At 38.8% G+C, this 15,289-nt stretch carries 4 protein-coding genes and 2 pseudogenes; 2 read left to right on the plus strand and 4 right to left on the minus strand.

The annotated features are described in order from the left end of the window. Positions 1-229: 229 nt before the first annotated feature. Together AA974_RS03445 and AA974_RS08285 are read left to right on the plus strand one after the other, a co-directional pair. Positions 230-945 (plus strand): annotated as a pseudogene (locus AA974_RS03445) (ATP-binding cassette domain-containing protein). Positions 946-1,003: 58 nt separating this feature from the next. Beyond that, positions 1,004-1,201, plus strand: a pseudogene (locus tag AA974_RS08285) (hypothetical protein); the annotation flags it as partial. Positions 1,202-1,257: 56 nt separating this feature from the next. Here AA974_RS08285 and AA974_RS03455 read toward each other — a convergent pair. From AA974_RS03455 to hefB, 4 genes are all read right to left on the minus strand, one after another. Beyond that, positions 1,258-10,764 (minus strand): vacuolating cytotoxin domain-containing protein, encoded by a 9,507-nt coding sequence (locus tag AA974_RS03455; protein ID WP_064433436.1) that lies wholly within the window; start codon positions 10,762-10,764, stop codon positions 1,258-1,260. A 152-nt stretch (positions 10,765-10,916) separates the two neighbouring features. After that, a complete protein-coding gene (locus tag AA974_RS03460) occupies positions 10,917-11,486 on the minus strand; it encodes an outer membrane beta-barrel protein (protein WP_064433437.1) in 570 nt (189 codons plus the stop codon). Then, positions 11,483-14,563: an efflux RND transporter permease subunit HefC gene (hefC, locus tag AA974_RS03465; RefSeq protein WP_064433438.1), complete on the minus strand. Its 3,081-nt coding sequence runs from the start codon at positions 14,561-14,563 to the stop codon at positions 11,483-11,485. Before hefC ends, AA974_RS03460 begins: the two co-directional genes overlap by 4 nt. A 12-nt stretch (positions 14,564-14,575) precedes the next feature. Next, the gene (hefB, locus tag AA974_RS03470; protein ID WP_064433439.1) at positions 14,576-15,280 is read right to left on the minus strand and encodes an efflux RND transporter periplasmic adaptor subunit HefB; all 705 of its coding nucleotides are present in this window, start codon (positions 15,278-15,280) and stop codon (positions 14,576-14,578) included. Positions 15,281-15,289: the final 9 nt, after the last annotated feature.

Consider the following 15,289-nt stretch of genomic DNA (forward strand, 5'->3'; position numbering starts at 1 on the left):
TTTAGGGTCTTTCTTATTTAAAACCTTAGCTTTAGCTTTGTCTGTTTTTTGGAGTTGAAACGCTTTTTAAAATCGTTTTATGCGATTAGAGCGTATCTATCAGTAATGCCTTTGGCTCGCTTTAACAAAGATCAGTTAATTTTTTAGCAACACTACGCTAAATAAAACCATCATTTGAATACAATGAACCTAGATGGGATTTTAAATCATTTCTATCAAAGGGGATTTTATGATTTCTAATATCCACATCACGCCCACAAAAGCCACATTTAAAAAATTTAAAAACGCCTTAAACATTCATGATTTTTCATTTAAAAATAATGTTAGCACAGCTATTATTGGAGCAAACGGGTCGGGGAAATCAACCTTAATTAACACTATTTTGAGGATTAAATCAGACTTTGATATTGAAGCAAAAAACAACAACATTGCACACTACAATAATATTATTCCAAAACAAGAAAATCTAGGAGTTGTTTCTAGCTTATTAAACTATCCGCCTGGATTGAGTGCAAATGACTTGCTTAAATTCTATCAATTTTTTCATAAAAACTGCTCTCTTATCTTGTTTGAAAACAATCTTTTAAATAAAACCTATGAACATTTTTGAGTGAAGGACAAAAACAACGATTAAAAATCGATTTAGCTCTTAGTTATTACCCAGAATTGGTTATTATGGATGAACTAGAAATGAGCTTAGAGCAAGATGCTATCACAAAACTCTCAAATCTGATTAAGCTACGCAACACTAAAGAGCTTACAAGTATTATTGCTACCCATGACCCTATTGTTCTAAAGAGTTGCGAATGGGTTTTAATCCTTAAGAATGGAGCCATCCACAAACGAACCTTTAGAGTCCGTATTGGAATTTATATCAATCCATTTTAGCTTCAAGGATGAACCAACCACAAAAGATATTTATTGTTGCTCTTAAAGAATATTTAATGGGTGCAATTTTGAATATTTTAAGGCTTGAAATCAAGTTTTATCTCACCAATAAGTGCTTCTTTTGGGGTTTATTAGCATCTTTTCAAGTTCGTTATTTTGCTTTTGTTTAGCTATTTTTGTAGCTAAAACTTTTCAAGGAACGGATGTTATGCTCGTGTTATTGATTCCAACATTCTTTATTGTTGCTAGTGTCATCCTCTTTTTATTGAGCGCTAATCGCATGCTATTTATCCCTAAAGAACGCATGCGTTAAGCTAAATCCCACCATTGATTCGTTTAATGGCTCAAAAAGGGGTAAGCCCCCTACTTTTAAAACGCTAAACGCATTCCAATATTTCCGGTGATGTTGATCATTTTGTAATCCAATCCAAACCTAGCCCCCACCCCAGCATTCACATAAAAGCTTTTAAACAACCTCACTTCCCCACCTGTAGTGATGTTCGCAAAAGTGTTATAAAGCTCGCCTTTCCTGTAACTCAAAGTATTGTCACCAATGAAACGCACCAATTTATCCCCCATTGATCGCACAAGTAAATCCCTACCAATGCCGCTAATCGCATAAAAATAAGAGTTTGTGTTAAAATAATGGCGGTTCTCAAAAGCAAAATCAATCGTTAAAACGGATTTTTTAGACGGATCCGCATTCGCTTTAAACTGGCTATAGAGCGCGTTATCCATCACCCCATCTAAACCGGTCATACCGATATAATAATACCTTAGGCTAATTTGAGGTTTGATAATCACGCTCTTGTTTTTAAACATGAAATCATACCCGTAATTGACTCTTGCGTTCGTCGTCCATGTGTTGTAATTATAAGACTGGTTGATCATAGAAAGCAAAGTGTCGTTGGAACTGATTTGGGTTTTATTAGCCCCCCAAGTTTCATTAACGCTAAAAGTTAGCTCGCTCTTTTTGATAAAGGCTCTCGCATACAAGCCCACATCCACATTATCCGATTTAGAACTAGTGATGCGTTCATAAAACCCGCTATACCCATAAGCCGCATACCCTCCAACAATCACACCCTTAATGAATCTGTCATAGCCCACATTGATACCATAGAGCGTTCCTGTGCCATTTCCCACAAAGCTCACACCCCCAACGCCGGTCGCCCAAAGATTATTTTTTAATTTATCCCTTTGAGAGTATTTTAAAATCACATCCATCGCGTTAGGGACAGCGTCAGCAAATCTTTGGTTTTTAAGACTGCTCAAGCGTTCGCTAAAATCCGTTGAGTCAAAGGAAGCGAAATTAGAAAGCTTGGCTAAACGCCCCATTTGTTGCGTGTAAGTGTTGAGCTGTAAAACATCGGTGGAGTTGTTTTTAAGATTAGAGTTAGTAAGCATGCCTAAAGCGCTGGTAATATCTTTCATTAAAGTAACAATGTGTTCAGTGGAATTGTCTTGCAAATAATAAGGAGCGAACAAGGGATTACCCCCTTTAGCCACAAAAAGCGCATTCAGCCACATAATGGAATTATTGCCCGCAGATTTGATCGCATTCAAACCAATGCTACCTTGAATGTATTTGATGTAATACTCCAAACTAGGGGCTTGAATGTTAATGGGTTTATCAGAGACGGTAACTTGAACTTTATCATAAAGGATAGATGAATACACCATTTGCCCTTGATCATCTTTAAAACTTACCACAAGACCCCCATCTTTAATATTGACCGGCTGGTTGTCATAGCTTAACGAATCGCCATTCAATTGCATGCGTTTGCCGTTAAAATCAATGAGGGTGTAAAGCTTGAGGTAATCGCTCAAGCTCCCTCCAAGAATCGTCTGATTATCATAGCCATAAACCATGCGTTTAGCGCCCATAAGCGTGTAAGCACCTTGCTTGAGTTGAGTGTTAAAATTGATTAAAGCTTGATTATTGTAAGACATGATCGTAGAAGCACCAGTTACATTAATAATCGTTTGACGGGTGGGGTTATTAAGATTAAAAATTAATGGCCCTTCGCTCTTGAAATCGCCCCCCACATTCAAACCATTTTCATTCGTGCTAAAAGTTGCACCCTTAATCACATTGAGATTACCGCTAATATCAGCCCTATGATCAGAATTGTTGTTAAAAGCGTTATTCACGATCAAGTTGTTGGCTTTAAAAGTGGCGTTTGACCCTAAATCCAAAGTCCCAATAGTCGTATTTTGTAAGACTTTTGAAAAATCCACTAATCCGTTCGCTTTAATTGTTCCTAAGAATGTGAAATTATTCGCATTCACTTCTAGCGTTTCATTGGTTAGGGTTGTCGCGCTTGAAGAAGAATCAGCTTTTTTCTCGCCCATGCAATTTAAAACATTCACGCAAATCTGACCTTTTTGAACGCTAATGTCATTTTTAGGTGCATTCAGCGTTAAGCCGTTGGTAGCGTTTAAGGTATCTAATGAAATATTAGAAAAATCTTGAGAAATAAATGAAAGCCTGCCCTGATATTGCGTGAAATTAATGGTGTTTTTCCCGTTAAAGATAATAGACTTACCCGCTACAAAATTCAATTCCCCCCCTGTGGCGTTATTAAACGAGCTGTCATTCACAAACACATGGTTTTTAGCCACGAAATTAAAATTCCCTTTTTGCCAAAGATTGTGCAATCCCCTAGAACCTAGTAAAGACCCTAATCCCAATTGTTTTAACTCATTTTGTAAGGGTTTAGGGAGTATTGAGCCTAAACCTTGATAATAAGCTCCCCCTAATCCCTTATCAGCAATGATTTTATTAATCATTTGCCCTAAGACTTGATTGCTCATGATTTTATTCACTACACCCTCGCCCAATAAGTCATTTAACGCTTTTTCACCTATGCTAGAAATGGTGCTAGTCAGCTCTTCTCTAGGGTTAGTGATGCTGTTTAGAGCGATATTGACTAACACGCTTAAATCCTGCGGGTCCAGCCAAGAAATGAGCTTATTGATTAAGGGGGCTTGATTGATCATTTGATTGAGAATATCTCCAAAAGTCGTTTTGTCTAAGAAACTCTGCAAGTCTTTGGCATCAGAGTTAGAACCTATTTTATCAAGGGCTTGATTTAAGCCTCCAGGCACAAAATTATTGGCAAAAGAACTCAAGCTTTGTTTTCCATACCAGTCATTGATGAATTTCTCTACATTTTCAATCCCTAAAGTTTTAACAATGAATTTTTCAAACCCTGAAGAATGGGCTTGGATTTGCTCTAAAAGCATTTGATCGATTTCTTTTCTTTTTGCCGGATCCAATGCGTTTAAAAGCCCGTTTTCACCAAAAACATCGCCCACCGTTTTAGAATTTAAAATTTCCATGATCGCGTTTTTAAAAGCGCTCACGCCTAAGAGATTATTCACTTCAGTAGGGCTAAGCAAAGAGCTTAAAGTCTTAGATCCAAAATCTTTAGGGATCATGTTGGCTAGATCTTTAGGGATAGCGTTATCATTCAAGCTCTCTTCATAAATAATATTAGAAAGCGTATTCGCTAAACCTTTTTCTCCAAAAAGCTTTTCAATGCCGCCTTGCCCTAGATAAGAAAAGATTTTATCAGTCCCTTGAGCGTCAATATTAGCTTGATTGAGCACCAAATTAGTGCCGCTTTCAAAAGACACATTCGCGCTCCCTCCACTCCCCCAGGCGTTCCCGCTGCCGATTGTCCCAGTAATGTAAATGTTTTTAGCCCTAAAATTAGCGTTAATATAACCCAAATAAGGCGTGCTAGAATTGAGCAATTGCCCTAAATTAGTCTGCCTAAACATCTGGCAAGTGTTATCCCCAACCGCGCATGGCTCTTTATAGCCATCGCCTCCAAACCACACCACGCTATTAGTGTTCGTTTGCCCTTCTTTGATCGCTCCTACAACAAGATTGCCTTGAGAGAAATGATAATTAGCTGTGTTAGAAAAACCATTGATGATCTTTAATAAGCTCTTCCAATTTTCTTGGTTTAAAGCAATACCATATTTCTTTAAAATATCAAAAATAGTTTCAAAACTATTCGGGCTGTTGAGATTGAGATTGTCTAAAGCCCCTGAAGATAAAAGCTTAGCTATTTTAGGCAAAAATTCCTTACCCAAGCCGGCAATAACGCTTAAATCTTGCTTAGTGATAGCCTGATTATAAATGTGTAAGGCTTGTAATGGCTGGTTTTGCGCATTATAAGTCCCTGGTATCTCATTGTTTTGATTAAAGCCTTTAATGTTACTGCTTAAATAATAAGTGCCGGCCTTATCGCTCGTATAATTATAGGAATTAGAGCTTTCATCATAAGGGTTTTTTTGGTAATCATACAAACTAGGAGCGAGATTAAATGCCGTATTATTAGAAGCACCGTTTTGAGAGATCTGCACTTTCAAGCGGTTGTTATGCAAGGTTTCTGTAATCGTTTCAGTCGTATTGAGCGGGTTAGTGAAACTCCAAGAATGAACGCCGTTATTAAACGAGTAATCAGCCTTGTCAATCTGTATGCCATAAAAACGGATCTTCTCATAGCCGTTATTCCCCATCAAACCCTGAATATTTTGGGCTTGTAAAATGTTATAAACTAAGGGCTTGTTTTTGGCATCAAATAAATTCACATTAGACAGATTCAAAATCCCTTGAGTTCCAAAGCTGAAATTCCCGCTTGCATTAATAAATAAAGCGTTACCGCCATTACCTAAAAGGTTTAAAGAGCCATTTAAAAGAACGCTTTGAAAATTCAAGGTGCTGTTGTTTTCCAAATCAAACAAGGCATTAGAATTAAAAGCCGCCAAATGAGTGAAAGAAATTTGAGAATTATTGGCATAAAAACTCACAGGAGCGTTAAAAACGCTGTTAGCGTTGAAATTCAACAAGCTCGATCCGTTGAGATTGAAATTCGTTTCCCCTTCTACGCTAAGCGTATTAAAGCTCGCTTGAGAACTTTGGGCTAAATTCATCGTAGAGTTATTTTCAAAAGTCGTAGCGCCTTGGAAATTGATATGGATATTTTTAGCCCTTAAATTGAGTGTGGCTTGATTAAAATTCGTATTCCCTTTGAAATTAATAAGGCGCACAGAACTGCCAAAATCAGGCGTTTTACCAAATAGCGGGATGCCATAAAAAGTGACATTAGCGTTATTGAAATTCGCTTGATTGAAGCTTAATTGAGCGTTAGGGTTTAAATTCAAATAAGACACCCCATTAAAAGTGGTCATGCCGTTAAAATTCGCCACGCTATTATTGTAAAAAGAAAGGCTTGAGGTATTTTCTAAAATCGTTTGGGTTTGGCTATCCCCAATATTAATAGCAGCGTTGGGTTTGACTGAAAGCCTGGAATTATTGAAAGTCACATTCCCATTCAATGAAGACTGATTCACATTTTTAGACACATCAATGACTATTTGAGAATTATTGAAAATAATGTTATTGGCTTTCAAATCATAGCGGATGCCCCCTCCTAAAATGGAATTAGAAAATATCAAATCCGTATTCGCAACCATATTCACATACGAAGAACCGCTTTCAGTCGCTCCGTTAATATTAGTCCAGCCGCTAAAAGTGGTGTTTTCAAAAGTGATACGCCCTGAATTGAACCTAAAGCCTCCCCATGTGAAATCCCTAAAGTTAGAATTTTTAATTTCCATAGAAAACCTGGAATTAAAATTCGCCCATGAATGCTGGCTCGCATTAGTTTGTAAGCCCATAGCCACGGTTTGGAAATTCGTGTAATTCAACCCATCAGCATTCAAGGTTTCATCAGCGTTAAAACTAATCGTCGCCCCACCGCCGGCGTTAGGATTTCCGACATTAAAGTTATTCGTTAAAAAGATATTAGTCGCATTGAAATTGCCGTGCAAATACAGCAAATTATTCTTACCAAACCAGATAGATCCGCCATTGTCATTGGCTTTTTCTTGCGCGCTCCCTAAAAGCAAAGTCCCTACCACCGTAGCCCCAAAGTTCAGCGACCACGCAAAAGCGCTAGAGCCGATAAGGTCTTGATTTTTATAAGGCGCGATATAGCACACGCCAATACACACAGTGGTTTTTCCAGGAATAAAATCAAATTGCTTCCTCACTTGACTCCAAACATCCTTAGAATCAGCTTCTGTGTGGAAAGGCGAAGAGTTGAGCGTAAGGTATCTATAAGTGATAGAGCTAGAATTAAAAGTTTCTTCAAAAACAAATTTTTGGCCGTTGCTTTGGGTGAATTGCACAAAATAAGTATTATTATCCGTTCTTAATAAAGTTCCTCGTTCGCCATCATAATGGATCAGATTCCATAAATTTTTTGAAAAAGCATTATCCGCTAAAGTTTGGTTATTGTATTTGATGCTATCCCCGCTTAAAAGCGTGTAAGTGGTTTTATCGGTCAAATCCCTTTCAATGTTAAAAATACTATTATTGTCAATAGCGATTGATCCTTGAAGGCGGCTGAAAGGATCGCTGTTAATGAGCGTGTTTGTGCCTTTAAAAGTGGTGTTTTTAGTGCCATTAAACGAATAGCTACCGCCATTAAACGAGTTGTTGTTGAAAATAAGGTTTTGCACTCTGGTGTTGATGTTATAGGAATTGAAGGTGTTGTTTTCTAGGGTTAGAGAATTTCCGGCGCTGTTTTCACCCCCTTTATAAATCAAAGTGCCGTTATCGTTGAAAGTTACTCCGCTAATGGTGGTTATGCCATTGCTATTGGCGTTATCCACGCCAAAATTCCCCCCTCCATTCACAGAGCCTCCATCCCAAGTAATACCATCCGCTTTAAGGTTAAAGCCTCCATGCGGAGTCTGGTTGCTAAAATTTGCGTTTTTTACATTCAAGTTGCCATTATTAACAATGAAGTTCATCCATGAATTTTGCAAACCGGCTTTATCGTTATTCAAACTAGCGTTAGCGATATTCAAACGCTCTTGAGCGTTAAACACTAAAGTCGCACCCCCACCGGTTTTAGCCCCATTACCGGAGCGAATCGTGCCGGTAATATCAATTTGATTGGCTTTAAAAACGCCTTGAATATAGCCCACTAGCCCCCATTCAGCCCCTGAAGTTTTCCCAAAACTCACCACGCTATTAGAAGCGGGATTCGCCCCATCAAGAAAAGGGGTGGTCTGGTTGAACACTAAAACGCTGTCAGCGCCACTATAATCTTGCGTGAAAACGCCTGTGCCAGCACTCTTCCAAGTCGTCATGCCGTTGAGATAGAACACGGTGTTACTGGAGTTATTATTGATATTTTTAAGATGAAATACATCATTATAGATATTCACGCAATGCGTATAGCCTAGAGTGCATAAACGAGTGAGCGTGATCCCATTATTAAAATTTTCTTTAATGTAGTAAGTCAAGCCGTTATCGGTGAAATGGACATTATAAATTTTAGCGTTGCTTGGTGCGGTTTTATTTCCATCCACTAATTTACCACTAGGATTTTCTCCGCTTGTCCAACGCAACATTTGATACAAAGCGTTATTATCCTTATAATCCACGCTTTTAGCGTTAAGCAATTGATAAGTCGTGCCTACGCTTAGGCTACTCAAAAGCCCTTGCATGTTAAAAACAACGCCCTTATTGAAAGTGAAATCTGTTTGAGCGCCATTGATTTTGAATTGGTTATTCACATTAAAAGTGTCATTAGTGAAACTGACTTTAGGGGTATTATTGAAATTAAACACCCCCCCATTGAACGAGTTCCCATTAAAATCTACTTGCTTGGCGTTAAAACTAAACGAACCACCATTAAACTTGTTTTCATTAAAGGTATTATTCGCGCCATCAAAAGAATAAGAAGCGTCATCTAAAACGGATTTTTCAATGGTGGTATTACCATGAAACTTAAAATTCCCTGCTAAAAAGTTCGTGTTTTTAAAATGGTAAGAATTTTCAGCGCCTTGAAATTTGTAATAAGCCTTGTTGAAATTCACGCTATCAAAAGCGCCATTACCGGTAAAATCATACCCCCCACCCGTCCAATCGTAAAAATCAGATTGAGAAACATTGATTTTGCCGCTCCCAGATCCATTCCCTAACGCCATAAAAGTCATGTAAGAATGCTGTGAAGTGGTTTTTAGGTTTTTAAAATCAGCTCCAACGATATTAATTTCAGTCGCACCCACAAAATTCAAAGTCGCCCCCCCACCGGTTTGAGCGCCATTACCAGACATCATGTTACCGGTGATATAAACCCTATCGGCTGTAAAAGTGCCGGTAATATAGCCCGTTTTCCCCCAATTGACTCCCTCATACCCTCCAAAACGCACCGTGCTGTTAGATTTAGGGATACTGCCATTAGCCCAAGGGGTCGTGGCGTTAAACACTAAAGCGCTGTTTTTCCCGCCATAGGTTTGAGTGAATCTCGCATTAGTGTAATTCCAAGTGTTTAAGCCGTTGAGATAGAAAATCGTGTCAGCTCTATCATCATTAATATTTTTTAAATTAAAGACATTGTCATGGATATTCATGCTATTGGTGTAGTAAATATTGTTCGTGCCGTAATAGATAGATTGTAAAACAATAGAATCAGGGCTAAAAATTTGTCTAAAATTATAGAGCGTGCCGCCTAAATTGTAAGTTACATAGTAAGTGTGGGTGTTGTTATTAGAAGTGGCGTTTTTGCTGTTGTCTTTTGTGGCTTGCGTGTTTTTAAGCCTGATGATATTCCACAAGTTGCTGACATCATTATAAGTGATAGATCCATTTTTTAGGCTAAAAAGCGTGTAAGCGCTTCCTATGCTAGGCGTGTAATTTTGAATATTAAAAATCGCGTTAGGATTAATTGTAACTTTAGCGCTCATATTGACAAAGGGTGAAGTGGGGTTGTTGATTGTGGTTGTGCCTTGAAAATTAACATTAGCATTAGATCTATCAAAAACAAACCAACCCCCATTAAAAGTCAAATTATTAAAAGTAATATCACTTGCATTAAGAATGTAGGCATTTCCTATAGTATTAATATTACCATTAGGCATACTCCCTAAAATGCTGTTATTAAAGGTAACGCTGTTGGCGTTAAGATTGAGTTTATAATGATTGATATTAGAGTTAGTAAAGGTGATGCTCCCCCCAATACCATTCCCACCCTTGTAAGTGAGTGCGCCATTATTATTGAAAGTTACCCCGCTAATGGTGGTTGTGCCATTGCTATCCACATTATCAAAGCCAAAATTCCCACCATTGACAATCCCGCCTTCATAAGTGATATTTTTCCCTTTAACATTAAAGCCCCCATTAGGGGTTTGGTTGCTAAAATCCGTGTTTATCAAATGCACGCTGTTATTGGAAATCAAATTCATCCAAGAAGTTTGCGTCCCGGCTCTGTTATTTTGAAAATAAGCCCCATCAGCGCTTAATTCGTTTGAGCTTTCAAAAACAAGTATCGCCCCTCCGCCGGTTTTTAACTCATTACCCGATCCAATAGATCCTGTGATAAAGATGTTTCTAGCCTTAAAAACCCCTGTAATAAAACCTATATAGCCCTTTTCCCCAAACCACACAGAAGAATTGTTGGGCGTTGCGGAAGCGTTTTTTGTCCCTATATACAATTTACTATTGTTATAGTTTTGCGTAAAACTCCTATTCCCCCCAGCCCAAGTGCGTAAAGGGCTGACATAGTAGGATTTGTTGCTGTTATTTTCATTCACGCTATTAAGCCAATACACCGAACTATTATAATCTTCACTTTGAGCGCTCAAAGCTGAAACAAACCCTAGCCCTAAAAAGATTTTTTTGTTGAGAGATAGAGAAGAATTTGAATGCGTTTTTAAGGAATAAATTGTCAAAGGCGAGTTTTTGATTTTATATTTTTTAGCGATCTTCTTTTTAACACCCTTAAAAGAGCGGTTTTTAAAGCGTTTATTTTTTAAATCTGTTTTATCATTTTTATCAATCATTTAAAACCCTTTCATGCGGTCATGCTAATACTTGCTAATTTTTTGGCGTTATCTATTATAGCAATTAAAAAAGAATGCGTAATCTCTTTGCGTGGTTATAGGGATCACATCTTGTAAGTGGAAGCCATCATTAGGTTATTTGAAATTTTTTTTTAAAAAGCGTAACTATAAGCCGCTTGGATAAAAACGCTCTCTAAAAAATAAGAATTTTTAAAAGAATTTCTAGTGTTTGAAAAAGGGATTTTAGCCCCAAGCTCTATGCGGTGGTGATGAGCAATCGTGCTGCCAAGCCCCACATTAAACAAGCCGTTATATCCCATAAACGAACTATTTTTCATGCCTAAATGGTTACTTTGATAAAAATACCCTATCCCAAGCCCCCCATATACCCCAAAGCTGTATTTTTTGTAAGTGTAAAAATCGCTCAATACATCTACATTCATGCTCAATAAAGAAGTGTTAATCGTGTGCAATGCGGTGGGTTTTATCGCCATAAGGTAGGAAAATTCACCCCTTAGCGCTAGAGCTTTAAAAAAAGCGAATTGATACCCCCCTTTAGCCCCCCATAAAAAAGCCGTATAAAAAGAATCACTAACGGGTTTTGGGGTTATTTTAATAGGGGCTAAACCCACCATAGCCCCAAAATAAATATGACTTTTTTTAGGCTCAAACGCCCCTAACAAACCCACCCATAAAGCCAAAATGAAAGCAATTTTTTTCATTCTAAAGTTTTTTGGTTTTGATAAAACCGCTTGATTTTGTCGTCTATGGGAGCGAGCAAACGATAAAACACCGGCACAATGAGTAAGCTTAACACCATAGAAATCATCAAGCCCCCACTCATCGCAATCCCTATAGGGGATTTCATCGCTGCTCCATCCCCACTCGCCAACGCTAAAGGCAGCATGCCGCAAACCATCGCAATGGTCGTCATTAAAATCGGTCTTAAACGGGTTTTGCCGGCAAACAAAATGGCTTCTTGGATATTCAAACCTTTTTTACGCTCTTCATTCGCCACATCAATTAAAAGCGTGGCGTTTTTACCCACCATACCAATGAGCAAAATCAATCCTATCATAGAAAACATGCTCAAAGGCTGATGGACTAAACCCAGAGCAAAGAACGCCCCTGAAAAGCTTAAAGGCATGGTAACCATGATAATAAAAGGCTCTAAAATGGACTCATACAACGCTGCTAAAATCATATAAATCAACACAAACGCTGTCGCTAGAGCGATCAAAAACTCCCCATTGCTCTCTTTAGCGTTATCCGCTTCTCCGGTGAATCGGTAATTCGCCCCTTCAACCAGCCATTCTTTAGTGTTTTTGCTCACTTGCGTTAAAATTTCCCCTAAAGAGATACCCGCTTTAGGCCGAGCGAGCACCGTAACGCTGCGTTGGCGGTTATAGCGAGAAATACTGGACGGGCTTTTAGTTTCTGTGATTTCCACTAAAGCGTCTAAAAACATCAATTTATCGTATTTATTACGCACTTGCAAGCGTTTGATGTCTTCTGCAGAAACGCGCTTGTTATCAGGCACTCTAATAATCATGTCGTATTCTTTACCATCTTCTTTGAACACGCTCGCTTGAGAAGTCCCAGAGAAAGCAGAGCTCACCACTGATCCAATGGTTTGAGCGCTCACGCCGTATTTGTTGGCGTTTTGTCTTAAGATTTTCAGTTGCAGTTGCGGTTGCGATTCGCTCGTGCTTGTATGGTAGCCTTCGATCTTGCCTTTTAATTCAGGGCTTTCCAATAAGAATTTTTTCAAATTCGCCACGCTTTTATCCACCACTTCTTGAGAATGGGAAAACACAAAGGTTTGAAAGGGCGAACTATCCCCACCGCCCCCTAAAAGCGAGACTTCAGAAAGATTGATACTCTCTAAACCTTTAGATTCAGGCATGCTTTTTAATTCTTTCCTTAAAGCGCTCATCAACTCAAATTGCCCCAATTCATGCTCTTTTTTACGCTCTTTTAAAGGCTTAAGTTGCACAAAAATCTTAGCCTTAAAAGGGTTTTGTGTGGTGCCATAACCCACTTGCAAGGTGGTAAATTCCACCTCAGCATGTTTTTCAATCGCTTTTTGAAAGATCTTACTCTTTTGTGTCATGTAATCTATGCTCACGCCCGGTTTAGCCTTAAGCCACACTAAAAATCTCCCCCTATCTTCTTTCAGCATGAACTCCATACCCAATTTAGAAGCCACAAAAAGCGAACCCACAAACACCAAAACCACCGCTATAAAGATAATGAGCTTGTGGTTTAATACCCATTGGAGTAATTTGGTATAATGAGATTCTAATGCCTTAAAAAAAGGCTCACTCCACACATAAAAACGAGAATGCCTGGGATTAACCACGACTGAGCTTACCATGGGGATAATCGTAACGACCACCACATACGATAGAGCGATCGCTAAAGCCACCGTGATCCCAAAGCTTTGGAAAAAGCGCCCGATAATGCCTTTCATGTTCCCTATGGGCACAAAAACAGAGAGCAGCATCGCTGAAATCGCTACTAGAGCAAAGCCAATTTCTCTCACCCCCTCATAGCTTGCTTTTCGTTTGCTCATGCCCATTTCTAGCTTTTTATGGATGTTTTCAATCACCACGATCGCATCATCAATGATGATCCCTATCGCTAGCGTTAAAGCCACCATGGTGAGCATGTTTAATGAAAAGCCCATCCATTGGATGAGTGCAAAAGTCCCCATGACAGAAATAGGGATAGAGATCGCTGAAACGAGAGTGATCGTGCCGTTACGCAAGAACGCAAACACCACTAAAACCGCTAAAATCGCCCCTAAGACTAGATCAAATTTCACATCTTCAATAGAAGTGCGGATATAGCTCGTGGTGTCTAAAAAGGGTCTGATTTCATACTTGGGGCTAATGGCTTGAATGTGTTTTAAAGCTTCATACACCCTATCTACGATTTCAATTTCATTCGCTCCGGCAATCTTTTGGATTTCTAAAATCACACCAGGTTTGTCTTTAAAGCTCGCAAAAGTGTTGTCTTCTTCCAAACCGATTTCAATTTTTGCAATATCGCCAAGACGCACATGATTACCCACTTGAATCTTTTCCACATCCGCCACGCTGTAACTATTCGCATTAATTAAAATAGACAATTCCCTTTGACTATTGACAATGCGCCCCCCATCAATTTCCACATTCTCCGCTTTAAGCGTGCTGAAAAGATCCGCATAAGTGAGATTGTATTTATTCATCAAAGTGAGATCTGCATAAATCCTAATCTGGCGCTCTCTAAAGCCGTTGAGCTGCACGCCCCCTACCCCATTGATTTTTTGGAGCATGGGCTTAATGGTGTTTTTAGCGTAGTCATTAAGGGTTGTAGCAGGCACGCTTGAACTGCTCACGAATAACGAAATAATGGCTTGGCTGTCGGTATCAAATTTATTGATAGAGGGTTTTTTAATGTTGGAGTCATCAAAACGCACCGAAGAAATTTTATTAACCACATCGTTCAAGGCTTCTTCATTAGGCTTTTCTAACTCAAATTCAATGACAACAATGCTCACATTTTTAGAACTCGTGGAAGTAACCTTTTTGATCCCATCAATCCCCATCACCGCTTCTTCAATCTTATCGGTTACCTTACTCTCTATGATTTCAGCGCTAGCTCCAGGATAAGTCGTAGTAACCACCACCGTAGGCAAATCAATTTTAGGGAAAAGCGCCACGCTCAATTTTTTAAAACCCATAGTCCCAAAAAAGACAATCGCCAAAGCAAACATCAAGGTCGTAATAGGACGATTAATCGCTGTTTTATACATCAAAATATCCTATTATTTCGTTTGGATAAACCCATCGCCAAAAAGCCCCACTGCCATAGGCTTAGATAAAAGGGCTTCAGCGCTCACTTTTCTGGTGTTTTCATCAACCGTGGGGTAAATCTTAGTGATTTTAGCTTCATGCTGATTGGAATCCCCATCTATAGAATAAGTATAAGTATCCCCCACTTTGACTGCATTAATGTATTTAGAATCAAATTCAATAACCAATTTCCTGGCATGGCTGACGAGTCTTAATAACACCGTGTTATTCGCATTCACCCCTTCGCCCACCTGAATGTTTTTGCTCGCTATCACGCCATCAAAAGGGGCTCTTAAAATGGTTTTATTCAATACCGCAATAGAATAAGCGTAATCGGATTCCAAGCGCCTATAAGTGAATTCATAACCCTCTAGAGTGTTTTTATCCACAGCACCCCCAATTTTGCTGTATCGTTGGTATTGCTTTTTAGCGAAAATAAGTTGTTGCTCGGTAGAATCGCTTTGAGCCTGTTTGTCTTGATTATACAAAAGCAACAAAACATCGCCCTTTTTGACCACGCTCCCCTCAGCAACCTTAATGCTATCCACAATCCCTGTGCTATCCAGAGTGAGTTTGGAGTCTTGTATCGCTTGCACATTGAAAATCGCATACACTTTCTCGCCAGCTTCCAAATTCAAAAAACTCAAAAAAAGCCCTATTAAAATTTTTCGTATCATTTTTATTCC

It is taken from the genome of Helicobacter pylori (assembly GCF_001653475.1).
GTDB classification, from domain to species: Bacteria; Campylobacterota; Campylobacteria; order Campylobacterales; family Helicobacteraceae; genus Helicobacter; species Helicobacter pylori_CM.